Source organism: Sphingobium algorifonticola, from assembly GCF_004005485.1.
In the GTDB taxonomy this organism is placed as follows: domain Bacteria; phylum Pseudomonadota; class Alphaproteobacteria; order Sphingomonadales; family Sphingomonadaceae; genus Sphingobium; species Sphingobium algorifonticola.
The window spans coordinates 346,265-371,588 of sequence record NZ_RZUL01000002.1; the positions used below are offsets into that span (position 1 = coordinate 346,265).

At 61.2% G+C, this 25,324-nt stretch carries 26 protein-coding genes; 8 read left to right on the top strand and 18 right to left on the bottom strand.

Annotation, left to right across the window (positions count from 1 at the left end):
* The first annotated feature begins 8 nt into the window (after positions 1–8).
* Together ENE74_RS06710 and ENE74_RS06715 are read left to right on the top strand one after the other, a co-directional pair.
* Positions 9–860 carry a fumarylacetoacetate hydrolase family protein gene (locus ENE74_RS06710; protein ID WP_127690093.1) on the top strand — a complete coding sequence of 284 codons (852 nt, stop codon included), beginning with the start codon at positions 9–11 and terminating at the stop codon, positions 858–860.
* A 65-nt stretch (positions 861–925) separates the two neighbouring features.
* Positions 926–2,356, top strand: a complete 1,431-nt coding sequence (locus ENE74_RS06715; protein WP_127690095.1) for an MFS transporter — start codon at positions 926–928, stop codon at positions 2,354–2,356.
* A gap of 342 nt (positions 2,357–2,698) precedes the next feature.
* Here the strand turns inward: ENE74_RS06715 and ENE74_RS06720 are convergent, their stop codons facing one another.
* Complete coding sequence (locus tag ENE74_RS06720) at positions 2,699–5,029, bottom strand: TonB-dependent receptor (RefSeq protein WP_164847392.1); 2,331 nt, start codon at positions 5,027–5,029, stop codon at positions 2,699–2,701.
* Positions 5,030–5,204: 175 nt separating this feature from the next.
* Positions 5,205–5,861 (bottom strand): glutathione S-transferase family protein, encoded by a 657-nt coding sequence (locus ENE74_RS06725; RefSeq protein WP_127690099.1) that lies wholly within the window; start codon positions 5,859–5,861, stop codon positions 5,205–5,207.
* A 605-nt stretch (positions 5,862–6,466) separates the two neighbouring features.
* Between ENE74_RS06725 and ENE74_RS06730 the strand changes: the two genes are divergently transcribed.
* The gene (locus tag ENE74_RS06730; RefSeq protein ID WP_241241867.1) at positions 6,467–7,969 is read left to right on the top strand and encodes an MFS transporter; all 1,503 of its coding nucleotides are present in this window, start codon (positions 6,467–6,469) and stop codon (positions 7,967–7,969) included.
* 6 nt (positions 7,970–7,975) lie between these two features.
* On the opposite strand, the gene ENE74_RS06735 is transcribed toward ENE74_RS06730, so the two are convergent.
* The gene (locus ENE74_RS06735; RefSeq protein WP_127690103.1) at positions 7,976–8,623 is read right to left on the bottom strand and encodes a class I SAM-dependent methyltransferase; all 648 of its coding nucleotides are present in this window, start codon (positions 8,621–8,623) and stop codon (positions 7,976–7,978) included.
* A 389-nt stretch (positions 8,624–9,012) separates the two neighbouring features.
* Here ENE74_RS06735 and ENE74_RS06740 point away from each other — a divergent pair, with 389 nt between their 5' ends.
* Positions 9,013–9,891 (top strand): LysR substrate-binding domain-containing protein, encoded by an 879-nt coding sequence (locus ENE74_RS06740; RefSeq protein WP_127690105.1) that lies wholly within the window; start codon positions 9,013–9,015, stop codon positions 9,889–9,891.
* 51 nt (positions 9,892–9,942) lie between these two features.
* Positions 9,943–11,109, top strand: a complete 1,167-nt coding sequence (locus ENE74_RS06745; RefSeq protein WP_127690107.1) for a GGDEF domain-containing protein — start codon at positions 9,943–9,945, stop codon at positions 11,107–11,109.
* Positions 11,110–11,168: 59 nt separating this feature from the next.
* Here the strand turns inward: ENE74_RS06745 and ENE74_RS06750 are convergent, their stop codons facing one another.
* The 8 genes from ENE74_RS06750 to ENE74_RS06785 form a co-directional block, all read right to left on the bottom strand.
* Complete coding sequence (locus ENE74_RS06750; protein ID WP_127690109.1) at positions 11,169–11,843, bottom strand: glutathione S-transferase family protein; 675 nt, start codon at positions 11,841–11,843, stop codon at positions 11,169–11,171.
* Between the two features lie 132 nt (positions 11,844–11,975).
* Positions 11,976–12,638 carry a ribosome biogenesis GTP-binding protein YihA/YsxC gene (yihA, locus tag ENE74_RS06755; RefSeq protein ID WP_127690114.1) on the bottom strand — a complete coding sequence of 221 codons (663 nt, stop codon included), beginning with the start codon at positions 12,636–12,638 and terminating at the stop codon, positions 11,976–11,978.
* 121 nt (positions 12,639–12,759) lie between these two features.
* Positions 12,760–14,475 carry a membrane protein insertase YidC gene (yidC, locus tag ENE74_RS06760; RefSeq protein ID WP_127690116.1) on the bottom strand — a complete coding sequence of 572 codons (1,716 nt, stop codon included), beginning with the start codon at positions 14,473–14,475 and terminating at the stop codon, positions 12,760–12,762.
* A gap of 42 nt (positions 14,476–14,517) precedes the next feature.
* The gene (gene yidD, locus ENE74_RS06765) at positions 14,518–14,730 is read right to left on the bottom strand and encodes a membrane protein insertion efficiency factor YidD (protein WP_127690118.1); all 213 of its coding nucleotides are present in this window, start codon (positions 14,728–14,730) and stop codon (positions 14,518–14,520) included.
* A 142-nt stretch (positions 14,731–14,872) separates the two neighbouring features.
* Positions 14,873–15,205: a ribonuclease P protein component gene (gene rnpA, locus ENE74_RS06770; RefSeq protein WP_127690583.1), complete on the bottom strand. Its 333-nt coding sequence runs from the start codon at positions 15,203–15,205 to the stop codon at positions 14,873–14,875.
* Positions 15,206–15,240: 35 nt separating this feature from the next.
* A complete protein-coding gene (rpmH, locus tag ENE74_RS06775; protein WP_104955291.1) occupies positions 15,241–15,375 on the bottom strand; it encodes a 50S ribosomal protein L34 in 135 nt (44 codons plus the stop codon).
* A 149-nt stretch (positions 15,376–15,524) separates the two neighbouring features.
* Entirely contained in the window at positions 15,525–15,992 is a 468-nt protein-coding gene (locus ENE74_RS06780; RefSeq protein ID WP_127690120.1) for an SRPBCC family protein, read from the bottom strand.
* Positions 15,989–16,363 (bottom strand): DUF1428 domain-containing protein, encoded by a 375-nt coding sequence (locus ENE74_RS06785; RefSeq protein WP_127690122.1) that lies wholly within the window; start codon positions 16,361–16,363, stop codon positions 15,989–15,991. Before ENE74_RS06785 ends, ENE74_RS06780 begins: the two co-directional genes overlap by 4 nt.
* A gap of 199 nt (positions 16,364–16,562) precedes the next feature.
* On the opposite strand from ENE74_RS06785, the gene ENE74_RS06790 reads away from it, so the two are divergent.
* From ENE74_RS06790 to ENE74_RS18175, 3 genes are all read left to right on the top strand, one after another.
* Positions 16,563–18,071 carry a YifB family Mg chelatase-like AAA ATPase gene (locus ENE74_RS06790; RefSeq protein WP_127690124.1) on the top strand — a complete coding sequence of 503 codons (1,509 nt, stop codon included), beginning with the start codon at positions 16,563–16,565 and terminating at the stop codon, positions 18,069–18,071.
* Between the two features lie 20 nt (positions 18,072–18,091).
* Positions 18,092–18,547, top strand: coding sequence for a cupin domain-containing protein (locus tag ENE74_RS06795; protein ID WP_127690126.1), 456 nt, complete (start codon positions 18,092–18,094; stop codon positions 18,545–18,547).
* 119 nt (positions 18,548–18,666) lie between these two features.
* A complete protein-coding gene (locus tag ENE74_RS18175) occupies positions 18,667–18,816 on the top strand; it encodes a hypothetical protein (protein ID WP_164847393.1) in 150 nt (49 codons plus the stop codon).
* A 51-nt stretch (positions 18,817–18,867) separates the two neighbouring features.
* Here the strand turns inward: ENE74_RS18175 and ENE74_RS06800 are convergent, their stop codons facing one another.
* From ENE74_RS06800 to fabD, 7 genes are all read right to left on the bottom strand, one after another.
* On the bottom strand, positions 18,868–19,287 hold the full coding sequence (locus ENE74_RS06800; protein WP_127690128.1) for a hypothetical protein: 420 nt from the start codon (positions 19,285–19,287) through the stop codon (positions 18,868–18,870).
* A 205-nt stretch (positions 19,288–19,492) separates the two neighbouring features.
* Positions 19,493–20,017, bottom strand: coding sequence for a hypothetical protein (locus ENE74_RS06805; RefSeq protein ID WP_127690130.1), 525 nt, complete (start codon positions 20,015–20,017; stop codon positions 19,493–19,495).
* A gap of 757 nt (positions 20,018–20,774) precedes the next feature.
* Positions 20,775–21,746, bottom strand: a complete 972-nt coding sequence (gene mltG / locus ENE74_RS06810; RefSeq protein ID WP_127690132.1) for an endolytic transglycosylase MltG — start codon at positions 21,744–21,746, stop codon at positions 20,775–20,777.
* Between the two features lie 9 nt (positions 21,747–21,755).
* On the bottom strand, positions 21,756–23,015 hold the full coding sequence (gene fabF / locus ENE74_RS06815; protein WP_127690134.1) for a beta-ketoacyl-ACP synthase II: 1,260 nt from the start codon (positions 23,013–23,015) through the stop codon (positions 21,756–21,758).
* Positions 23,016–23,194: 179 nt separating this feature from the next.
* Positions 23,195–23,428 (bottom strand): acyl carrier protein, encoded by a 234-nt coding sequence (locus tag ENE74_RS06820; RefSeq protein WP_127690136.1) that lies wholly within the window; start codon positions 23,426–23,428, stop codon positions 23,195–23,197.
* A 149-nt stretch (positions 23,429–23,577) separates the two neighbouring features.
* Positions 23,578–24,318 (bottom strand): 3-oxoacyl-[acyl-carrier-protein] reductase, encoded by a 741-nt coding sequence (gene fabG / locus ENE74_RS06825; RefSeq protein WP_127690138.1) that lies wholly within the window; start codon positions 24,316–24,318, stop codon positions 23,578–23,580.
* A gap of 59 nt (positions 24,319–24,377) precedes the next feature.
* Positions 24,378–25,313 carry an ACP S-malonyltransferase gene (gene fabD, locus ENE74_RS06830; protein ID WP_127690140.1) on the bottom strand — a complete coding sequence of 312 codons (936 nt, stop codon included), beginning with the start codon at positions 25,311–25,313 and terminating at the stop codon, positions 24,378–24,380.
* Positions 25,314–25,324: the final 11 nt, after the last annotated feature.

Sequence of the window (25,324 nt, forward strand, 5' to 3'; positions counted from 1 at the left end):
GCTGTCAGATGAAGTTGTTTAGACATGGGATCGAGGGTCACGAGAACCCCGGGGTCGTCGCCGACGATGGGAGCCTGCGCGATCTGACCGGCATAGTGGCCGATATCGCCGGGGACGCGCTGTCCGACACGTCGCTTGCCATCCTTCGCGGCCTTGATCGCGATGCATTACCCATTGTTCCGGCTGAAACCAGAATCGGTGCCTGTGTCGGTCGTGTCGGAAAGCTGGTGTGCGTCGGGCTGAACTATGTCGCCCATGCGGCGGAAGCCCAGCAGGCCGCGCCGGCGGAACCGCTGCTTTTCCTGAAAGCAACGACCGCGATCTGCGGTCCGTATGACACTGTCATGCTCGCCAAGCATGCGCGGAAGGTCGATTGGGAAGTGGAATTGGGCGTCGTGATCGGCAGCGTTTGCCGCTACGTCACCGAAGAAGACGCGACCAACTACATCGCCGGCTATTGCGTCGTGAACGACGTCTCCGACCGCTTCTACCAGCTCGAAGGGACCGGCCAGTGGGTCAAGGGCAAGAGCAACGACAGCTATGCACCTGTCGGGCCGTGGCTCGTCACGCGCGATGAAGTCGAAAACCCGTCGGGACGGAGCATCTGGCTCGACGTGGACGGCCATCGCTACCAAAACGGCAATACGGCGGACATGGTTTTCAACGTACCGCAACTGGTCAGCTATATCTCCAACCTCATGACGCTGATGCCAGGCGACATCATCGCGACCGGGACGCCGTCCGGCGTTGGGATCGGGCAGCAGCCGCACCCCATCTACCTGCATGCTGGTCAGGTCATGACGCTGGGCATCGACGGCCTGGGCCAACAAAGCCAGCGTGTCGTCGATTGGACCCAATAGGCAATGATTTTCATGAATATCGATTTCCGTCCGGGGAACTGCATTTACATGGGATCAGTCTCGACATGAGAAGTTATGGGAAGGCGCGCGGGGCCACGACGGATCAGCCGACCGAACGCATAGGCTGGTCCGTCATGTTGTCTTACAGCGGGTCTGCCTTTGCGGCGGGATACCTCTGCATCCTGGTCAACACCTATGTGATGAAGTTCAGCACGGATGTGCTTTTGATCGCGCCGGCCGTCATGGGGCTCATTTTTGGCTTCTCGCGTATCTGGGATGCCGTTTCCGATCCGATCGCGGGCTATCTCAGCGATCGCACGTCGCTTGCGTTCGGCAGACGCAGAAGCTGGATATTGGCCAGCATCATTCCGGTGGTCGTGACCTTTTACATGGTTTTCGCCCCGCCCGCCCTGGATACATTCGGCTTAACGGTGTGGATGGCTGTCGCCATAATCGGCTTTTACACGGCGATGACCGTATTCCTGATCCCGCACATGTCGCTCGGCGCGGAAATCGCGCCCAATTATCTGGAGCGCAACAGAGTTTTTGGATATCGGCACAGCTTCTACACGGCGGGCGGCATTTTGTCTCTCGGCGCGATGTACATCCTGATTGCGGCTGGTGAAGCGGGAGGCCCGGACCTCATCCGTTTGCGGGCGCCGCAACTTGCGATCGTTGCGGCCTGCGGTGCCGTTGTTTTGTTCGTCTGGCTTGTGTGGACAGTGAAGGAGCGGGCCGACGGCACGGGCCGCGCGGTTCCGCGGCCTACCAAGGCCTTTGGCGACGTGCTGAAAAATCAGCATGCGCGCCGTCTGCTCATCATTACCTTCATCGAGCAGATGGGGAGCGCAGCCGTCGTCGTCACGGCGCTCTACATGACCCAATATGTCGTCGGGGTCTCCTGGCTGGCACCCATTCTCATTCTGGCGTTCATGGCCCCGTCGGCCGCATCGGTGCCGCTCTGGCTATGGCTATCGAAGCGCTATGGCAAAATGTCAGCGTGGGTCGGCGCGATGCTCCTGACCGCCGTGGCATTTGCGAGTGCGTTTTCCATCGCGTTCATGGACGATCTGCACACGCGCGTCATGATGATCCTGGCAACTGCATTGATATCGGGCTTTGCGGCCGGGGCGGGGGGAACCTATTCTCCATCGACGCAAGGTGACGTCATTGACTATGATGAATATATAACCGGCGACCGCAAGGAAGGGGCCTATTTCGCGGCCTGGAACCTTGCCTACAAGACCGCCTATGGCGTCATGCTGTTCCTGACAGGCTTTGCGCTCGATTTTGGCGGCTTCGTGCCCAATCAGGACCAGTCGATGACGTCAAAAATCGTCATTGCCGGATTGTTCAGTTTGCTGCCCGCCGCTTGCAACATCGTGGGTGCCTATCTGCTGACGCGCTTCACGCTGGATGAGCAGGAGTGCAATATCATCAAGGCGCATCTGGCGCAGCGTCCGCGCGACTGGCGTCCCGAACGACCGGCGTCGTGACAATCGGGCGCTAAGCTCTACCAGACCGTCGGCAGCATCTATGCGATGGCCGTCATTCGTCCGGCCCCTGATAGGCGTAAGGCGCGCGAACTGCTTCCCGGTCTATCGGCGCAGTTCCGGCGGATAGCACGCTGACCAAAGGACGTAGCGCCGTTGAGGCGTGGTGAGGCGATCGCCCGATCGCAGCCTCATGCGATCGACGGGCAAGCGCCTTCCGATCCATCGTCGATCGCACCGCTTCAAGATAAAGGTGCCGCCTGTCTGGCGCTACTCGAACAACAATGCCGCCCTGCATCACTTGCAGGGCGGCTGTTGCAATTCAACATGTCGATCCGGTGCAGCTCAGAAGTTGAACGTACCCGACACGCCGATGGTTCGCGGCTGGCCGACGGCGCACCGGACCCCCGTACTTCCGTTGAACACGCCATTGCGCAGGGCGAATGCCGTATCCAGCACCTGGTAGAATTGCGCGACGCAATATCCCTTGTCGGTGATGTTGTTGGCAAAGACCGCGATGTTCCAGCGGTCGGCGGGACCGCTGATCTGGAACCGCCCGTTCAGCAACGCGTATCCGTCCTGAACGGTCTGCGGGTTATTGTCGGTCACACTGCCATTGTTCAGGTCCGAGATATAAGACAGGTTGCCGTTCAACGACCAGCGCAACCCTGACTTTCCGATGTCGCCGGACCATGTGGCGCCAAAGGCGCCCGTGAATTCAGGCGCAAAGTGACTGCGCCCGCCGGTCAGATCCTGTCGCGCGCGCGAACCCAGTCCCGGTAGCGCGGAAGCACCGACATAAGAGGTGAACTCCGAGTCAATGTAGCCAAGCGACGCATTCACCACGAAATTACGCGATGGCGCTATGCGTGTATCGAACTCGAAACCTTGATGGCGTAGCGTACCGGCATTGCGCACGACGAAACTCAGACCATCAAAACTGCGATCCTGAAAGCCGTCGATATCCATCCGGTAGAATGTGAGGTTGGCTTGAAGCGCGTTGTTCAGCCAGCTTGTCTTGGCGCCGACTTCATAATTGTCGACCGTTTCGCGATCAAACCTGCGCGATAGGCCCAGCACTTCCGTCCCGCCGCCGGAGTTAAAGCCGCCCGACTTGAATCCGGTGGAATAGCTGGCGAAGAGCAGAACGTCGTCCTTGGGCTGGTAACTCAATGCCCCGCGCCAGGTAAATCGGTTGTCCCGCAGGCGCAAAGCCACGCTTTCAGGCCGCCGCAGCGAAGCGGCAAAGGGATTGGCGAGCGTTTGCACGAAACTGCCATTCTTCCTCTCGGTCGTCCATCGACCACCCAGCGTAGCGGTCAGCCCTTCCGCGATCTTCAGATTGGCCTGACTGTACACGGCGAAACTTTCGACCGACTGCGAAAAATCGAGATCGGTGGCATCCACGCCCCCGCCGGCCCTGAGCAGGGCATTGCACTGCGCGACCTGATTGGGCGGCACGGAAAAATCGCAGAACTGCCTGTTGAGTTGCAGACGCTCATCGATGGCGAAATCCTCCCTGAAGAAATACACGCCTGCCACGAAGTCCAACCTGCCGTTCAGCAGCTCTTTCTGCGGCGAGATGAGTTGCAGTTCGTGGTTGTGACTGCGGGACGAAAATCCGGCAATCCGGGAGCCGATTTCGATCGGTGTATTGAAGGAATCGCCGTCGAGTTGCTCGCTGTCCCAGCTGCGATAGCTGTTGATCAATCGCACGGAGAAGCTGCCCACCTCAACGGTTGCGTCGCTGGATACGCCCCAGTTTTCGTCCGTAAGGTCAGCGGTCACGAACTGATTGACGTTTCGGTCGAAACGCACGAGGTCATTGGCGGAGCCTGCCAGCCTTGTTTGCACATTCAGGAAATTCTGGAGCTGGGCGGGTGAAACCGACCGAACGTCAAATTCGTTGGTCACATAGCCGTCGCCATCCGACTTCGCATAGTCGCCGCGCAGCAACCAGGTGAGATTGCCGGTAACGGCTTTCAGCGTTACGCGCCCAGCGTAGTCGTCCGAGCCGCCATAAGTTTTCCCGTCGAGGCGATTGTTGAACAGGCCGTTGGATGTGGACGCCAGACCCGCGACGCGAACAGACAGGCTCTCTGAAAGCGGGACATTGACATTGCCGGTAAGCAGATATCGGTCGCCAGTGCCGCCCTCGGCTCTGATTTGGCCGGAAAAGTCGCCTGTCGGCTGCCCCGTACGGAATGAGATTGCGCCTACGCTCGCATTGCGCCCGAACAGCGTCCCCTGTGGTCCCCGAAGAACTTCTACACCTTCCATGTCGAGGAAATTGCCGATGATCGAGCCTGGTCGTGGCACATATACGCCGTCGACAAAGGCGGCGACGCTGGGTTCGTTCGCGTTGTTGCTCGCGGTGCCGATCCCCCGCACCGTCAGCCGGATACTGGCCGCTTGCGACGTGCGCGTGGCGGAAAAGTTCGTGACGACTCTCGCCAGGTCCTGAACGGTCAGAACGTTCGCTTCGTTCAGCTTTGCTGCGCTGAGGGCGGCGATCGATATGGGAACGTTCTGAAGGTTTTCGGACCGCTTCTGGGCAGTCACAACGATGATCCCGTCATCCTGTTCTTCAGCCGGCGTTTCAACGCTTTGCGCAATTGCGGGTTGCGTTGCCAGGATAAAGACGAGCGCGGACAATGGCACAAGCCGTCCGAACAAAGAATGGCGGTATTTACGGCATAATATTCCGTCAATCATGATTACCCTCCCTTTAGATATAAAGCAGAATAAAATTTCCGATTATGATAAATTGATCTATATTGTTCTTTATAAATTACGTACTGTAGATTTTCATCTTGAAAAACGACGCGTGTATATCCAGTTTCAATGATGTCTAAAGAAACATGAAGATGTAATTTTCAGGGGGTAGCCGGGACAATTTGAAATCCAAGCGCAGATAGTCATCGGCGGCAGGTCGATCGAGACAGCCGCCAAGCCACTGCGACATCGCCGGATATGGTTCGACGGGCAGTCCGCAAAGGCGCACGAGCGACAACACGGCTGCGACATTCAGGTCGGCCACCGTGAAGCGGTCGCCCAAAATATAGCGCCTGTCCGTCAGCCATCCGTCGAGAACCGCAAATGGCCGAGAGAGCTTTCGAAGTGCCAATGCCACGTCGTCCGGGTTGCGATCCGCCGCGGCGAAGAAGCGAAGGTTTGTCGCCGCCAGGAACAGCGCCTTGTCGAGCTCAGCCGCCGCCCACATGCTCCATTGCATCGCCAGCGTTTCTTCAACGAAGCCGCGTGCGGCGATTTCGCCACCATAACGGCGCGAAAGATACAGGTTGATCGTAAGCGACTCCCACAGCGTGATGTCGCCGTCGACCAGGGCAGGCACCCGGCCGTTTGGGTTCACGGCCAGAAAAGCCGGGTCCCTGTTCTCGCGCGTTACGAAGTCGGTCGGGATATGCTCGAAAGCGAGGCCAAGCTCGCGCAGCAGCCACAGGACGCGATGGGTGCGTGAATGCGCGGTTCCATAAAGCGTGATCATGGCGTTTCCCAACTGCGAAGCGACCGCGCAAGGCCGCGTCCTGGCGACATACTGCGGTTAGTTGTACAATGTACACCATACTGTGTCGTATAGTGGAAACGTCACGTCAAGCAGTTTCTTCGCTGTGACGTCGGCCTGTTCAGCCTGGCTATGTGCGTGAAAGCAGTCGCCGATGGCGCATGCCATATGCCATTCCATTCAATCAAATATATGAACTAAAATAATAAATATAAAGATCAGTCACAGCTCGTCGGACGTCAGGTTTCAATTGAGATGGCAATCGTTACCGGCTCGCTGCTTGTTTCGACGCGCATTGGCGAAGCGTTGCAAGATCGCATCTTCAACATACCTAACCCGATGTCATTGGAGTGCGCCTTGCAGTGCGACGACCGATCTAGGCCTTGACGAAAACCGGCTCGCCATGCTTCCCGCGCTGGTGAAGGCGATGCCTGTCCAGGATCATGCCGATGTGCGGCGGCGCTTGCCGTGCCGTTCGATCAGGCGATAGGCCCATCCTATTGGCGCGCGCATACGAATACGCAGTTCCCTTGATCCCCCGCCTGCGCCAAGCATAATGCCGATAACGACAGCAAAGGGGCAGGATGATGGCGGAGAGCGCAGGGATAGCCAAACCCCGGCAGGGCTTTGCGGGTCTGTGGAATATCTCGTTCGGCTTTTTCGGCATCCAGATCGGCTTCGCGCTCCAGAATGCGAACATGAGCCGCATTTTCCAGTCACTGGGCCAATCGCTCGACGATCTGCCCGCGCTCTGGATCGCTGCTCCGCTCACCGGCCTCCTCGTTCAGCCCGTCATCGGCCATTACAGCGACCGGACATGGAGCCGGTTCGGCCGCCGCCGCCCCTATTTTTTCGCCGGTGCGCTGCTCGCGGCGCTGGGCTTGTTCATCATGCCCAATGTGCCGGGATTGTGGTTCGCGGTCGCGACCCTGTGGCTGCTCGATGCGTCGCTGAACATTTCCATGGAGCCGTTCCGCGCCTTCGTCGCCGACATGCTGGGCAAGGACCAGCATACGCAGGGCTATGCCTTCCAGACAGCATTCATCGGCGCGGGCGCGGTGCTCGGGTCGGCGACGCCCTGGCTGATGGACGCGATCGGTGTGTCGAACGCGCATAGTGGCGGCGGCATTCCCGATACTGTCCGGTACAGCTTCTACATCGGTGGCGCCGCGCTGTTCTGCTCGGTGATGTGGACGATCCTGACCACCCGCGAATATGATCCGCAGACACTGGCGCGCTATAACGGGACCGAGCTGTTCGCCCATGCGGTGCCGCCGGTACCGCGTGCAACCCTGAGCGGCATCGGTCCGTGGATCGCAACCGGCGGGCTGGTGACAGCGGCGGTCCGGTACTTCGCGCTCGAAAAGGAACTGTATCTGCTGGGCGGCCTGCTCGTCGCGTTCGGGCTGGCGCGGCTGGGCGCGGCGATGCTGGCGGCGCGGGGCAGGGCGGACAATCTGTTGACGCATATCGTGGGCGATTTCGCAGGGATGCCGGAAACGATGAAGCGCCTCGCGCTTGTGCAGTTTTTCAGCTGGTCCGCGCTGTTCATCATGTGGATCTACACGACGCCGGTGGTCGCCCAATATATGTTCGGTTCGGCTGACCCGGCGTCCGATGCGTTCAACCGGGGCGGCAACTGGGTGGGTATTCTGTTTGCCGCCTATAATGCGGTCGCGGCGCTGTTTGCGGCGTTTCTGTTACCGGCGATCGCCGGACGGCTGGGCAAGCGGAACACGCATATCCTGTGTCTGCTGGCCGGTGCGACAGGCTTTGCCGCGTTCCTCGTCATCCGCGATCCGCAATGGCTGCTGCTGGCGGAACTGGGCATCGGAATCGCCTGGGCCTCGATCCTCGCGATGCCCTATGCGATCCTGGCCGCAGCGGTGCCGCAGGACAAATTGGGTGTCTACATGGGCCTGTTCAACATTTTCGTGGTCGTGCCGCAACTGCTCGTGGCGACGGTGATGGGCAGTATCCTGAAGGCCTTTTTCCCGACCGAACCGATCTGGACCATGGCTTGCGCGGCGCTGGTTCTGGTGACTGCCGCGCTGGCGATGTTGCGCGTCAACGACGCTGCGGCTGATTGAGGCTTCTCAGGCTGCCTGCGCCAGCGCATTTTCGCGCGTCGCCCAGAACATCCGGCACGGCGGAATGTTGAGCCATTCGAGATCGCTGGTAACAGTGGGAAACAGAGGGGAAAGCATCTTCTCGACGAAGCGGGAATATTGGTAGACGAGGAAACTGCCGCCCGGTCGCAGCGCGGCATGCGTTTCCGTCATGATCGCCGCGCCAGTCCCTTCGGGCAAAGTAGAGAAGGGAAGGCCCGACAGAATATAGTCTGCTTGCGTAAAGCCATGGTCCGCGATGATGGCGCGGACGTCTGCCGCGGAGCCATGGACGGCGCGGAACCGATGGTCGCTGATATCAGCGCTGAGATAACGGACGAAATCGGCGTTGGTATCGATGGCGATCAGCATCGCGTCCGATCGCATCTTTGTCAGGATCGGGCGGGTGAACGTGCCCACGCCCGGCCCATATTCGACGAACAGGCGCGTATTGCTCCAGTCGATGGGGGCCAGCATCGCTTCGACCAGCATCGACGACGAAGGAATGACAGACCCGATCATCGCGGGATGCTTCACGAACTGTCGGAAAAACGTCGCCCACGGCCCGAACCGCCGCCTGATCCGTGCGATCGGACCATTGGCCTTCTGCAATTTCCTGAACTGTACGGTCGCCATCGGGTTCCTGCCCTTGTTGCAATGAGGATGGCGTCGCAAAATTGTCATCTATTGGCAAGCGCGCATCGGGACTGCTGATAACGCGGGCCGTGCCTTTGGGTTCAATTGACGTTGGTTCGGCCGATCGGCGGGACAATCGCGAAAAAAAAGGCCGGTCATATGACCGGCCCGTGAAAGTTTTAGGAGAGGATGCCTGAAAGGCCCCTCACATATGCTTTTTGCAGATGCGTCCCGCAAGTGCGAAAGAGATTATCCCAGTTGCATATTTTGCATCTTGCGAAACACACGGGTTTCTGGCTTGTTGGTGCAGGGATGTTTGGAACATGCGACGCAAAGCCGTCGCAATCGTCATTGTGCGATGCAGCGAGATGGGGTCCAGATAAGAGACAATGCGTCGTTTGCCGCCGCTCACCGCCCTGGAGGCTTTCGTGCAGGTTGCACGACTCGGCTCTGTGAAGGCGGCGGCGGAGGAACTGGCATTATCGACGCCCGCGCTCAGCCGACGGGTTCAGGCGCTGGAACGGTTCATCGGCAAGTCGCTGTTCGATCGCAAGCATCAGGCGATGGAAATCAACGCAGAAGGGCAACGGCTGCTGGACGATATCGCCCCCGCGCTGGACGCCATGTCCACGGCGATCGACAATATACAGAGCGGCGGCAACCAGTTGCGCTTCCGGCTGGCGGTATTGCCGCTGTTCGCCAGCCAGCGGCTGTTCCCCCGCCTGGGTGAGTTGCGGCGGCTGCATCCGACATTGCATCTGGATGTCGAAACGACCCCGCATGCCGTGGCGCGGCTCGGCGAAGGGCTGGATGCCGCGATTGTTCTGGCCAAGGATATCGACCCGGCGCTTTATGCCCATGAACTGGATCGCGACGAAGTTTATCTGATTGCCAGCCGGACCTTGCAGGAAGGGCCCAACGCGATCACCGCGCCGGAGCAGCTTTCACGTCATACCATATTGCTGCACCGGGAAATGTCCGCCAGTTTCGACGCCTGGCGCGATGCGATCGGTCAACCCGACCTGCAACCGGCGGCGATAGACAATTATGATTCCGGCCCGCTGATGCTGGAAGCGGCTGCGCAGGGGCTGGGTGTGGCGGTGATGCACGCCAGCCATTACAAGGACGCTCACGATCCGCGTTTGACCCGCCTGTTCGCGCAACATGTTGAAAGTCCTTACCGCTATTTCTTCGTGTGTCGTCCACGCGCACTGCAGAACCGGGCCGTCCGCATTTTCCACGACTGGCTGATCGGCGCGGACATATGATTTTCGCTGTTTTAACCTAAAAATCGTTTCGATCTCGCCGTTCTTGGCATCATGAGCAACGCAGCACATCAGTCGCCGGCCGTCGCCGCGCAAACGGGCCTTACGGACAAGATCGCGCGCTGGGCCAGTCGGCTTGGCGGCAAGAGTGAGGAGCCGGTCGAGGAACCGGCATCTGCGCGTACGCCGCCGGGCAGAGTGTTCAGCCGCGAAGTCGACCGGCGGCGTCAGCTTTATCAGGATATCGGCTCGTTCCTGTTCGCGCATGACCTTGATCTGACGCCGCTCAATTTCGGTGTGGCGCATGACTATCTGACCGGGAACGATCACGGCATCGAGAAGGCGGTGGCGGCGGTGCTGGCCGAGCGGGGGAAGATCACCAACGGGTGGGTCGAATCGATCGTGGCCGATGGTCCCAACAAGGATGTGACGCCCGACGCGCTGCACGACATGCTGGAGAAGGTGGAAGAGAACCTCGTTCAGTTCACCGGTCTGGTCGATGAGTCGCGGGCGTCGGCAAAAGATTATGGCAATGCGTTGCAGGAACAGGTGAAGGATCTGTCCGACGAGGCCAAGGCCGAGCCCGTGCTGGCACGCCTGATCGGCCTGACACGCACCATGGTCGAAAAGACGCGCGAAGTCGAAAGTCAGATGCGCGAAAGCGCGAAGCAGACCCGGTTGCTGCAGAACAGCCTGGAAACAGCGCGTCGTGCCGCGGAGCAGGATCATCTGACCGGCCTGCCGAACCGCCGTGCGTTCGAAGCCACGCTGACGGCCGAAACGCTGACGGCGCAAAAGGATAATGAGCCGCTGAGTGTCGCGTTCTGCGACATCGATCATTTCAAGGTGGTCAATGACACCCACGGCCACGAGACCGGCGACCGGGTGCTGAAGTTCGTGAGCAGCCTGCTCGCCAAGGTTTCCAACGACAAATGCCATGTCGCCCGCCATGGCGGCGAGGAGTTCGTGATGCTCTTCCGCGGCAAGACGGCGGGCGAAGCCTGCGAGGCTGTGGACGCCGCGCGTGCCGATCTTGCCACGCGCAACCTTGTCAATCGCGCCACAGGAGAGCGGATGGACCGTGTGACCTTCTCGGCCGGCGTTGCCAATGTGCTGGCTTACGAAAATCCCCGCGATGCGCTGAAGGCGGCGGACCGCGCCTTGTATCTGGCCAAGGAACATGGCCGCAACCGAGTATATCTCGCCGCCGAAGTGGAATAGGATGGCCTTCTCGTCGTTGCGGTACGGCGCTCTGCCGCGTCATTCCCCGGCGCGTTGGTTTAGTCCCCTGCCACCGGCTGTGCCTCATACTGGTCCAGCACCCAGTCTTCCTCCTGTGCGGCGGCGATCCAGTCCTGCATCCAGCGATGGGCCATGATCGCGTCGACATAGGCGCGGGCATGCGCTGGAACGGGCAGTTGATAGCTGACGATCCGGCTGACGACCGGCGCGTACATGATGTCCGCCGCGCCGAACGCGCCGAACAGAAAGTCGCCGCTGCCGCCGTAATCGGCGCGTGCCTGTGCCCAAAGCTGCGCGATGCGGGCCAGATTGTCCGCAACCTCTGACGAAGGCGATACCGCATCGAATATGCGGCGCGTATTCATGGGGCAGGCGCGCCGCAAAGCCACAAAGCCGGCGTGCATTTCCGCCGCCATCGACCGTGCCAGACCCCGTGCGGCCAAATCCTGCGGCCAGAACCGGGTGCCGCCCGTCAGATCGTCAAGATGATCGATGATGGCGATGCTTTCCCACACGGCCGTGCCACCATTCCATAATATCGGCACCTTGCCTGCCGACGGCGCAAGATCGGGCTGCGCCTTACGCTCCGGCCAGGCTGCATCGTAGAGCGAGACCACCACTTCCTCGAACGGCAAGCCGGACTGCTTTGCCGCCAGCCATCCGCGCAGCGACCAGCTCGAATAGGCTTTGTTTCCGATGATGAGTTTCAGCATGGCTCTACTTACTCCCAATCGTCATTCCCGCGAAGGCGGGAACCTATCGTGCCAACTGCACGTCAGGCACCAAGACGGGAAATGGGTTCCCGCTTTCGCGGCAAGGACGATGCTGAGGATAAACGGCCCCCCTCAATCCGTCACCGCCTCCAGCACCGCGGCGCGCAGTTCCGCTATCCCAAGGCCGCCTTCGCTCGACGTCGCGATCACATCGGGGTGTGCGGCAGGACGCTTGCGGATTTCCTCCAGCGTGCGGGCCGTAACGGCAGTCAGCTCGGTTGCCTTCACCTTGTCCGCCTTGGTCATCACGATACGATAGCTGACGGCGGCATCGTCCAGCATCTTCATGATGTCACGATCGACATCCTTAATGCCGTGGCGACTGTCGATCAGCACCAATGTGCGCTTCAAAACGGCGCGCCCGCGCAGATAATCGTTGATGAGGAAACGCCATTTGCGCACCACGTCCTTGGGTGCCTTGGCATAGCCATAGCCCGGCATGTCGACGAGGCGGAACAAGGGGACATCGCCTGGCTCCAGCGCGCCAACGTCGAAGAAGTTCAGCTCCTGCGTGCGCCCCGGCGTGTTCGACGTGCGGGCAAGGCCGTTGCGGTTGGTGAGCGCGTTCAGCAGCGTTGACTTGCCGACATTGGACCGCCCCGCGAATGCGACTTCGTTGACGATCGGATCGGGCAGGAACTTCAGGTCCGGCGCGGATTTGAGGAACGCGATGGGGCCTGCGAAAATCTTCCGCGCGGTCTCGACGCGGTCGAGGGAGTCTTGATCGTCGTTCATGTCCGAAATCCGTTCGGTTCGAGCAGCTTCGAGCGACGTCGAGAAGCGTCTGTCGAGGACAGGTGCCCCCAGACCAGTTCTCGACAAGCTCGAACCGAACGGAGTTTGGGTTGCATGTGCCTCACTTCGCCGCAGCCGGGGCGCTCAGCACCGGATGCTTGCGATACAGCCACCATTGCTGTGCCATCGAAAGCACGTTGTTGGTGATCCAGTAGACCAGCAGACCTGCCGCAAAAGGCGCCATCACGAACATCATCATCCAGGGCATGATGGCGAAAATCTGCTGCTGCATCGGGTCCATCTGCGCAGGGTTCAGCTTGAACTGGAGCCACATGGAAATGCCCAGCAATATCGCCAGCACACCGATGGCGAGGAAGGCGGGCGGCTGGAAATCGAGCAGGCCGAAAAGATTGAGGACATGCAGCGGATCGGGCGCGGACAGATCCTTGATCCACAGCACGAAGGGCTGGTGCCGCATCTCGATGGTCAGCATCAGCACCTTGTAGAGCGCGAAGAAGATCGGAATCTGAATGAAGATCGGCAGGCATCCCGCCAGCGGATTGACCTTCTCCTGCTTGTAGAGGGCCATCATCTCCTGCTGGAGCTTGGGCTTGTCGTCCTTGTACTTGTCCTGCAGCGCCTTCATTTTCGGCTGCACCGCGCGCATCGCGGCCATGCTCGCGAACTGCTTCTGCGCGACGGGATACATGATACCGCGCACGATCAAGGTCAGGCAGATGATTGCCACGCCGAAATTGCCGATGTTGAGGAACAGCCAGTGGAGCAGCGAGAAGATCGGCTTTTCGAACCAGTAGAACCAGCCCCAGTCGATCGCGCGGTCGAACAGCGCAACACCCTGCGGCGCGGGCGCATCCTGATAGGATTCCAGCGTACGGACTTCCTTCGCGCCCACGAACAGGCGGCTTGTCTGCGTCACCGACTTGCCGGGGGCCAGCAGTATGGGGTTCAGGCTGTAATCGGCCTGATATTGCGACCCGGTGCCTTTGCGGAACTGGCCGGTGAACGCTGTCTTCTGATCGGGGACGAGGGCGGACAGCCAGTATTTGTCGGTAAAGCCGATCCACCCGCCCGTGCTCGGGAAGGATTGCGCACCGTCCTCGTCCAGATCAGTAAAATCGACATCATAATTGGCCGCGCCGTTGAATACGCCGATCGGACCGGTATGGATCGTCCAGCTCGTCGGGTCCTTCGACGGTCCGTCGCGGCTGATATAGCCATAAGGCTTAACGGCGACCGGCGCAGCGGACGTGTTCGTTACCTTTTGCGCGACGGTGAACATGAAATCCTTGTCCACCGTCAGCCTGATTTCGAACATCTGCCCGACGCCATTATTCCATGTGAGCGTCACCGGGGTGGTGGGCGTCAGCTTGCTGCCGCTGGCGGTCCAGATGGTGTTGGCGTCCGGGCCTTTCAGCCCTTCGCCTGACCAGCCGAAGCCTGCGAAATAGGCGTCCTTCGTGCCGCCGGGCGAATAAAGGCGGATCGCGGGCGACGTCTTGTCGATTGTCTCGCGATAGGTCGGCAGGACGATGTCGTCGATCCGCGCGCCTTTCAGGTTGATCGATCCTTGCAGCTTGGGCGTCTCGATCGCGATGCGCGGCCCTTCCTCCAGCACGGCGGCGCGATCGCGGATCGCCTGCGGGCTGTCGGCGGCGGGATCGGCGGACGGGCTGGCGACCGGCGTGGTCTTGCCGCCCTGCACCTGCGTCGCGGGGGGATTGGCGGTGGGGAAGAACCGCTCGGCGATATAGGGCCAGCCGAACAGGATCAGCGCGCTCAGCACTACTGCGAGAATGATGTTCCGCTTGTCGTCCACGTCAGAGAGGCTCCCGCCATAAATCGCGCATTGAAAAAAGGCTTATGGCACCGGATCGTAACCGGAGCCGCCCCAGGGGTGGCATCGCATTAGCCGCTTCGTCGCCAGCCAGCTACCCTTGACTGCGCCATATTTTCGCAGCGCGTCGATCGCATATTGCGAACAGCTTGGTGCATAGCGGCAGGAGGGCGGCAGGATGCGCGACGGACCAAGCTGCCAAGCACGGGCGAGGAGGGTAAGCAGGCGGGCGATCATGGAGACGCTTCCCCCATACGTTCGCCCTGAGCTTGTCGAAGGGACAGCCTGAGCGAAGTCGAAGGCACTTCACTGCGTTCAGTGCGGGGCTTCGACAACCCCGGATCAAGTCCGGGGCCGAACGGTTTGAGGGGCAGGCGTTTCATCCCACTTTCCCCGGCTTCCCCAATTTCCGCAAAGCCTTTGCCAGTTCCGCACGAAGCACCCCAAAGTCGCGCTCCACGCCGCCCGCGCGGCCGATCAGCACATGGTCCGCGCCTGCCACGCCCAGTTCGGGCAACAGCTCCCGTGCCAGAACGCGCAAGCGGCGCTTCATCCGGTTACGGACGACAGCGCCGCCAATCTTTTTCGTCACGGTAAAGCCGACGCGTTTGGCCGGATCGCCATCCTGCCGGTCATGCACCAGCAGGACAAAACCGGGCATCGGCTGCCTGCGTCCGCGATTCGCCGCGAGGAAATCGGCGCGCTTCGCGATGATCGCGATGGCGCCGTCTTCCCCGGCAGGCCGAATCAGGCGCTCAGGCTCTTGCGACCGCGGCTGCGGCGCGCGCGCAGGATGTTGCGACCACCCACCGTCGCCATGCGGGCGCGGAAACCGTGGCGGCGCTTGCGGACCAGGTTGCTCGGCTGAAAGGTGCGCTTCATCGCTCATTCCTCAATAGATCAGTATAAAATCGGCAAGACGAAAAAGGGCCGCCAAAACCGGCAGCCGCATGTCGAGCGGGTCCGATAGGGAAAAGGCGTCCCCAAGTCAACCGGGACATGGCGATCGGCACTGCGCGTGGGCGGGTTTTTCAGCGCGCGACCCAGGTCTCCTCGCACAGGGCCTTGAACTGATCGGCAACCGCGCCCCAGCCTGCCTCGAACCCCATTTCGCTATGGCTCTGCATCGTCGCTTCGTCCCAGTGGCGCGCCGCGGCGCGATAGGCGGTGCCCTCGCCATCCGGGGCAAAGGCGAAGATGCCGGTCATGAAGGGCGGATGCGGTATCCACCCGGCGCGAAACGCGTCGGTGAAAACGATTCGCTGTTCGGGCGCTATCTCCAGAAACACGCCTTCCACCGGAGAGACTTCGCCATCAGGGCTTACCATGTTCATGGCAGAACGCCCGCCGGGCCGCGCATCCATTTCAACGACTTCCGTGGTCCATGGCTTCGGCGCCCACCATTCGGGCAGGCGTTCCATCCAGATCTTGTAAACATGCGATACTGGCGCAGCGATGTGGCGCTCTATCGCCAGTTCATGCAGGGGCAGATCGGTCATGACGGGTTTCCGTTTTTGATGCTGATGTCTACAATCGGTGCGAAGCCGCCGAAGATCATCCGCGTACCGTCAAACGGCGGCTGGCCGCTCTCGTTCATTCGCGGATCAGCCATAAGCTTTTCCCAGCCTTCGTCCCTTACGGCTTTCGATGGCCATTCAATCCACGAAAACACGACATTTTCCTGCTGCGCTGCGACGACGGCCGTGCGCATGTCATTGATCTTGCCGTCCTTGATATCATCGCCCCAGCCATCGAACACGCGCGTTGCACCATATTCGAGAAACAGCGGCGAGACCCTGGCGGTCCATGCGGCGTAATTTTCCTGCTCGGCAACGGGCACTGGCACCAGAACGCCGTCAATATAGGCCATGGCAACTCTCCTTATGGCGCACGACATCACATCCCGGACCATAGCGGCAGTGTCGGCGCTTGTCGAAAGGCGCGCGGTGGGCAGTGAGCATAAGGCGATGGTTGCGCCGTCACCTGATTTCGCTCGACTCTCTTGGTCCGGCGCGCCAGAAGGCGTGCGAACAAAAGCGGCACAGAAATCGACGCAGACGGGGGCATAAGTGGTCGCAACGGTATCGACGGTGGCCTATCTGGGGCTGGAAGCGCGGACGGTGGAGGTGCAGTGCCAGCTCGTGCCGGGGCTGCCCAACTTCATCGTGGTGGGCCTGGGCGACAAGGCTGTGACCGAAAGCAAGGAGCGCGTGCGCAACGCCATCGCCGCCATCGGGCTTTCGCTGCCGCCCAAGCGCATCACCGTCAACTTGTCGCCGGCCGACTTGCCCAAGGAGGGATCGCATTACGACCTGCCGATCGCACTGGCCCTGCTCGGCGCAATGGGCGTGATCGATGCCGAAACGCTGAGCGACTATGTCGTGGTGGGAGAACTGGGGCTGGACGGCCGGATTGCCGCTTCGCCCGGCGTGCTGCTCGCCGCGTTGCATGCCGGGGCACAGGGGTTGGGTCTGGTCTGCCCGGTGGCGCAGGGCAGCGAAGCGGCATGGGCCGGACATGTCGATGTGGTCGCGGCGCCGGGGCTGCTGCCGCTTCTCAACCATTTCAAGGGGACAAGCCTGCTCCCTGCACCCTTGCCGGGCGAAGTGGAGCCGCCGGTGCGCGGCGCGGACCTCAAACAGGTGAAGGGGCAGGAAACCGCCAAGCGCGCGCTGGAGATCGCGGCGGCGGGCGGGCATAATCTGCTGATGGCCGGGCCGCCGGGCGCGGGCAAGTCGCTGATGGCAAGCTGCCTGCCGGGGATATTGCCCGAACTCACCGCCGAAGAGGCGCTCGAAGTTTCGATGGTGTCCTCGGTGGCCGGGACGCTGGAAGGCGGGCGGATCAGTCGCGCGCGTCCCTTCCGCGCACCCCATCACAGCGCCTCGATGGCCGCGCTCGTTGGCGGTGGCCTGCGCGTCAAGCCGGGCGAAGTCAGCCTCGCGCACCTTGGCGTTCTGTTTCTCGACGAATTGCCGGAGTTTCAGCGCGCCGTGCTCGATTCGCTGCGCCAGCCGCTGGAAACCGGCACGGTCAGCGTCGCGCGCGCGAACGCGCATGTGACCTTTCCGGCGCGGGTGCAACTTGTCGCGGCAATGAACCCGTGTCGTTGCGGCCATTTGGGCGATCCGGCGCTGGCCTGCGCCCGCGCGCCACGCTGCGCGTCGGACTATCAGGCCAAGGTGTCCGGGCCGCTGCTCGACCGGATCGACCTGCACGTCGATGTGAACGCCGTCACCGCCGCCGATCTCACATTGCCGCCGCCCGCCGAGGGATCGGCGCAAGTCGCTGCCCGCGTCGCCGCGGCGCGCGCGATCCAGACCGTGCGCTATGCCGATCATCCCGCCCGCACCAATGCGGAGGCGGACGGCGACCTGCTGGAAGCCATCGCCACTCCGGACGCGCCGGGCCGCGCTCTTCTTGCGCAGGCGGCCGCCGCGATGCGCCTTTCCGCCCGGGGCTATACCCGCGTCCTGCGCGTCGCTCGCACCATCGCAGACCTGGCGGGCAGCGAAGGAGTAGGGCGCGTGCATGTCGCGGAGGCGCTGAGCTATCGCCGTCGCGCGCCGGTGAATTGAGGCAGGCAGGGGAGGATCGCATGACCATAGTGAAAGCCGCGCAGATGCTGGTCGAGGAGACCGCGACCGCCCGCACGCAATGGATCAGCGAGGGGCCGGATGGCCGCGATGGCCTGACGCAGTTCGGCGCGAACGTCGAAACGCTGATGCCCGGCGCGGTATCTGCCCTCAAGCACTGGCACAGCGCGGAGGACGAGATGGTCTATGTGCTGGATGGCACGGTGACCGTACATGAAGGCGAGCGGGTGACGTTGCTGCATCCCGGCGATGCCGCCATCTTCCGCGCGGGCGATCCGGTCGGCCACTTTCTCCAAAACCGCAGCAGCGCGCCCACCCGCTGTCTGATCGTCGGCACCCGCGCCCCGGTGGATCGCATCACCTACCCGGACCATGACCGCATCTGCCTGCGCGACCGATCCCTGCCCGACGATCTGTGGATCACCGGCGCGGGAGAGGCAGCGGACAGTCCTTATTGAGGGATGTAGGGGGCGCGACGGCGGGGTAGCGATGTCAGGAAACGACCATTTGTTGCCATTAACTATAGTGGAAGCCCTTCCCAGTTGCAGACATTCCGGCAGCAATGCATCATGCGGAAATGAATTGGCTCGCCGAAATTCTTATTCAAGGATTCTGGGAAGGGGTAGTCGAGCTTTCCTATCGAAAATGGGGATGGATTGGCGGTGGAGTGGCTTTGCTAGGGCCGTTCATCATTGTGGGCTTGTTGCTTTGGCTGATCTTCGCCTAGCGACCATTTGTTGCCATTCCCGACGACCTTGGCTCGCCTGAATAGCGGTCGCTATTCAATCCACTTGCGACCAGCTTCTTCCCACGCTTTCCAAAACAGCATATGATCTGAATCATTCAGCACTTCCCATCCAGCGGCTTCAAGAAACCTTTCTGGTGTCGCATCCAACGGTCTCGGCTCATCTGGCCTCATGAGTTGGAAGAACATGTAAGGCTCGTCTTTGCCCCTGAGATTGGAGAGCATTTGACCAATTTCGCCATCGCAAATCCGTAAAAAAACCGGCTGATCGAACTTGCGCATCACTCCATTTATCATGTGATGTCCGACAATAATCGCAGTCCAATCATCATGAAGCAATTCGGAAAGACCCGGAACTGCGCGAATGTCATTCTCCAACACGGTGGATGATTCTTGTAGGACGATGTCGTCAGTCGTCGAGACACCCCATCGTTCAAGGTCAAATGCCTCCATGCTTCGCTCCTCTGATCACCGCAAAAGTTATGACAGCTTATTCCTATCAAAACGTTTGAGGCGGACCGTCCGCAATCCACCCCTTGGGGGGCACAATACGGTGACAACGCCTTTGCTAGGAAACTGCCCCGCCGGAAACGACCAATTTTTGCCGCTGTTGAACTGGAGATGCTTTCCCAAAACCCGACATAGGAGCCAATTCCATCTATTTTCGGCGGGCGTCCAAAATTCTCCGAATGCTTTGAGCCTCACTGCTTTCGGCGTTGTAGATGAAGGCGCGTGAGCACGGCGCCTGTAGAAGGGTCAAAGCATTAGGGCCGGGGCTCGGCAAGATTGTCGCGCTTGGACCGCGCAAAGGAGGGCTAGCCGAGTTGGGCCGACGCAGCGCAATCAGGTAGCGCCCTGCGGCCATCTGGTCCGGTTCCCCGAACGTCGAGTTATCCCATGTGACCGATAGCGTACTCGACACCTGGCCGAGGAGAACTTGTTCCACCTGAATGTCGAAACGCGCGTAGTCGGGCAGCAAGCCTTGCTTGGGATCCTCATAAGTCTTGCGCATCTGTGCGGGCAAATTGGGTGATGCGAGCATCCGCTTGCGAAACGCCTCGTCTCGGATGACCCGATAATTATCTACGCGACCGATCACCACCACATCGGCATAACTGACGTCCTCAAATTTTGGAGAAACTGACGTCCGACAGGCGTGGGCTGAACCGGGGAAAGCCGCCACTATTGCCGCTATAGTCCAGCGGAAAAGTACTCTATGTCCCTTGAAGTGCCACATTAGCGTCAGCCTTCCGGTAGTTGTTGCGGTCGAATAGTAGAGCAGCACAGTTTAACGGCTGCTTTCCATCTCAAAACTGCCAAAACCGGAATGGCAATTCACCACCCATAACCGTCATTCCCGCGAAGGGGGGAACGCAGCTCTCGTCTTGGTGACTTGGGTGCGGTTGGCGATATGGGTTCCCGCCTTCAGCCAAAGGCTGAAGTTTATCCTGAGCTTGTCGAAGGGCGGGAATGACGAGATAGGAGTGCGCGATGTCTCTTAAATGTCTTCACAATTTCACTCAGTCCTACACCGCCGCCGCTTTGCTACCACCGCGCCAACTCCCATAGCCTCTCGCCCTGCACGCAGGTCCATGCCGCAAGCCCCACTGGTGCCGTACAGGTCCGGTCGGCCGGGCGGCAGATGACTGCACCGTTGCACTGGCGACCATCGGCTCGGCGACAAATGGCGCGCAGCGGCCTGTCGCTGCGACACGCATCCGGCTGGGGGGCTTCGGCTGGCCAGGGATCAACGGAGGGGAATTGTTAGCAAGTCGTGCGACGGCCTCCCCAATCGTCAGAATGACGGTGATATTGGCAGGCCCAGCATCATCCCGGACAAACCCCGAAAGTAGGAAACCGGGGGGTAACGTGGCGTGAACTTCGTGCACTTCCGCGCATGCTGACGCGTTGCATCCCGAAGCGGAGCGGCAGATTTCGGCCTACAGCTCGCCCCGTGCGCGCCGGATTTCGAACCATTTGCGCACATTCTCGTTATGCTGTTGCAGCGTATCGGCAAAGATGTGTCCGCCCTTGCCATCCGCCACGAAATAGAGCGCCCGTGTCGGTGCGGGGTTCAGCACCGCGACGATCGACAGCCGCCCCGGATTGGCGATCGGCCCCTTCGGCAGGCCGGTCATCGCATAAGTGTTATAGTCGTTCACCGCCGCGATTTCGGACTTGCGGATACGACGGCCCAGCGGCTTGCCCTTGGTTATCGGATAGATGATCGTGGGATCGGCCTGCAACATCATGCCGGTACGCAGGCGGTTGGTATAGACGCCTGCGACCATCGGCCGCTCTTCGGGCACGCCGGTTTCCTTTTCCACGATGCTGGCGAGGATGATCGCCTCACGCGGGGATTTGACGATGGTGGACGGGCTGCGGTCGGCCCAGAGGGTGGCCAGCGTTTTCGTCATCGCGGTCTGCATGCGCTTCAGCACCGCGGCGCGCGGTTCCCCCTTTTCATAGGCATAGCTATCGGGCAGGACGCTGCCTTCCTCAGGCACCGGGATATCGCCGGTCAGGTCGTCAACGGCCATCAGCCGCTCACGTACCAGCACCGAGGGCATGCCTTCGGGAATGGTCACCAGTCGCGCGACGGCCTTGCCGCCCTGCAATATCTTCAGGATATCGGCGTTGCTGGCACCCTTGGGGATTTCATATTCGCCGGCCTTGATCGGGTCACCCGCACCGAAAACCTTCGCGCGCGTCAGGAACGCATCGGCGGAGGTGACCAACCCTTCCGCCTTCAACTGCACGGCGGCGCGGGTAAGCGTCGTGCCTTCTGCTATGACGATGGTCTTGTCGGCGGTTGACGGGCCAGCCTGGGTCCAGCCATGCACGAACTGAAACGCGACGAACGCCAGCGCCGCGAGGCAGGCAATGAGGATGAAGCAGCCGAAGCGGCGCATAAATCAGCCTCAGATTGCCTTCATCACCAGGCTTGCGTTGGTGCCGCCAAAGCCGAAGCTGTTGTTGAGCACCGCCTTGACCGTCCGTTCCTTGGCGACATGGGGGACGAGATCGACCCCGGCGCAGCCGTCCGACGGATTGTCGAGGTTGAGCGTCGGCGGCACGATCTGATCGCGCAGCGCGAGGATGCAGAAGATCGATTCGACGGCACCCGCGCCGCCCAGCAAATGCCCGATCGCCGATTTGGTGGACGACATCGACAGCCGGTCGATCTCCGCGCCGAACAGGCGGCGTACCGCGCCCAGCTCCAGCTCGTCGCCCATCGGCGTCGATGTGCCATGGGCGTTGATATAATCGATGTCGGCCAGCGCGAGGCCGGATTTGCGCATCGCCATTTCCATCGAGCGGAACGCGCCCGAACCCTCTGGATGCGGTGCCGTGACATGATAGGCATCGCCCGAAAGGCCATAGCCGATCACTTCGGCGTAGATTTTCGCGCCGCGTGCCTTGGCATGCTCATATTCTTCCAGGCAGACGACGCCCGCGCCTTCGCCCATGACGAAGCCGTCGCGGTCCTTGTCATAGGGGCGCGACGCTTTTTCCGGCGTGTCATTGAAATTGGTCGAAAGCGCCCGCGCCTGCGCGAACCCGGCGATGCCGATCGGGCAGATCGCGCCTTCCGCGCCGCCCGCCAGCATCACGTCGGCATCGTCCATCGCAATCATCCGTGCCGCGTCGCCGATCGAATGGGCACCGGTGGAACAGGCTGTGACGACCGCATGGTTCGGCCCCATCAGGCCATATTTGATCGATACTTGCCCGGAAATAAGGTTGATGAGACGACCGTGCACGAAATGCGGCGAAACGCGGCGCGGCCCCTTTTCGTGCAGCACGATCGATTCGCTCGCAATCCCCGGCAGGCCGCCGATGCCCGATCCGATCGAGACCCCGATGCGCAGCCGCTGCTCTTCCGACGCATCGACAAGGCCCGCGTCTTCCAGTGCCTGTCCGGCGGCGTCGATGCCGAAGATGATGAACGGATCGACCTGGCGCTGTACCTTGTGATCGACACGCATATTGGGGTCGAACCCATATTCGTGATCGGCAGGCTTCACTTCGCAGGCAATGCGGCAGGCATAGTCGGTCGCATCGAAGCGCGTGATCGCGCCCGCGCCTGATTTCGACGCAAGGATGTTCGCCCATGCTGTCTCGACGTTCGCGCCCAGCGGCGTCACCATTCCCAGACCCGTCACGACAACACGACGCATAATCCTGCTCCGTCAATTCACTCTTGGTGCCGTTCTGGCACGCGGCCAACGGCAAAAACAGACAATAAAAGGAAGCGGCCCTCCTTCCACCGGAATGCCGGGGACGGAGAGCCGCTCAACCTTGGGTCGGCCCGAACCGCGCGGAAGCGTTTTTGCGGCCGCGCGACCGATTTCCGTCCTTACTGCTTGCTGTCGATAAAATCGATCGCGTCCTTGACGGTGCCGATCTTTTCGGCGGCGTCGTCGGGGATCTCGACGCCGAACTCTTCCTCGAACGCCATCACCAGTTCCACGATATCGAGGCTGTCTGCGCCAAGATCGTCGATGAAACTGGCGTCCTCGGTTACCTTTTCGGCTTCGACGCCCAGATGTTCGACGACGATTTTCTTAACGCGATCCGCGGTCTCACTCATGAGTGGTCCTTCTTTCTGGGTAGTGCGTGGGACATGAATATCTGTTCAGCCCGCCCTAGTGGCAAGGGAAGCACTAGGCAAGAGGCAACGCAAGCGCCGCCATCCGTGCGGGCCATCCGCCAGGGCGCGTCATGGCGTCAGAAATGGCTTCAGATCATCGCCATTCCGCCGTTCACATGCAGCGTCTGGCCCGTGACATAGCCGGCCTCGCGGCTGGCGAGATAGGCGACCGCCGCGCCGATATCGCTGCCCTCGCCAAGCTGCCCTGCGGGGATACGGCTGTTGATCGCCGCGGTCTGCGTGTCGTTCAGGGCATCCGTCATGGCCGAGCGGATGAAGCCGGGCGCAACGCAGTTGACGGTGATGCCCCGGCTCGCCAGTTCCTGCGCCAGCGCCTTCGACATCCCGATCAGCCCGGCTTTCGATGCCGCATAATTGGCCTGCCCCGGATTGCCCGTGACGCCGACGACCGACGTGATCGATATGATGCGGCCAAAGCGCGCCTTCATCATCGGCTTGGCGGCCGCGCGACACAGACGGAATGCCGCCTCCAGATTGATGCGGATCACCTGATCCCATTCCTCGTCCTTCATCCGCATGGCCAGATTGTCGCGGGTAACCCCGGCGTTATTGACCAGAATGTCGATCCTGCCGCCCAGTGCCTCGACGGCCTGGGGCACCAGTTGGTCCACGGCGGCCGGATCGGCAAGGTCGCAGACGATCGTCTTGTTGTCGCCGCTCAGCGTTGCGGCGAATGTGGCCAGCTTGTCCGCATTGCTACCAGACAGCGCCAGGGTCGCCCCCTGCGCCGCCAGCGCGCCTGCGATCGCGGAACCGATCCCGCCGCTCGCGCCCGTCACGAGGGCGGTCATTCCTGTGAGGTCGAACATAGTCTCTCGTCCTTCAGATTTGCCCGTCACCCCAGCCTTCGCGGGGGTGACGGAAATTGTCAAAGCGCCGCCAGCGCCTTTTCGATGTCGTCCATCGTGACGATGCTGGTGACGGACGCGTCGGGGGCGATGCGCTTCACCATCGGGCCGAGCACCTTGCCACCCACTTCGACGAAATCGGTGACTCCGGCGTCCCACATCGCCGCCACGGATTCACGCCAGCGGACGCGACCGGTCACTTGCTCGACCAGACGCGTTCGGATGTCGTCCGGCGCGGCAATCGGGGCGGCCAGCACATTGGCGTAGACGGGCAGGACAGGCGCGTTCAGAGCCGCCTGCGCAAGTGCCGCCGCCATCGCCTCTGCCGCAGGCTGCATCAGCGGGCAGTGGAACGGTGCGGACACCGGCAGCAGCACGCCGCGCTTGATGCCATGATCCTTCACCATCGCGATGGCGCGCTCGATGGCGCCACGATGGCCCGAAATGACCACCTGCGACGGATCGTTGTCGTTGGCGATCGCACAGACTTCGCCGTCCGCCGCCGCGTCGGCCAGCGCCTGCGCCTTGTCTATGTCGGCGCCCAGCAGCGCCGCCATCGCGCCTTCGCCCACGGGAACGGCTGCCTGCATGGCCTGTCCGCGCAATTTCAGCAGCCGGGCAGTGGTCGGCACGTCGAACGCACCTGCAGCACAGAGCGCGCTATACTCCCCCAGGCTGTGCCCGGCGACGAAATCGCCCTTTTCCGCAAGCCGGAAACCACCTTCCTTCTCCATCACGCGCAGCGTCGCCAGCGCATTGGCCATGATCGCGGGCTGCGCATTCTCGGTGAGAGTGAGGTCGCTGTCCGGTCCATCGATCATGATGCGGAACAGATGCTGTGCCAGCGCGTCGTCGACTTCCTGAAACAGCTCGCGCGCGGCCGGGCTGGCAGCCGCAAGCGCCTTGCCCATGCCGACTGACTGGCTACCCTGACCTGGAAAAAGAAATGCCCGCATTGATCCTCCGA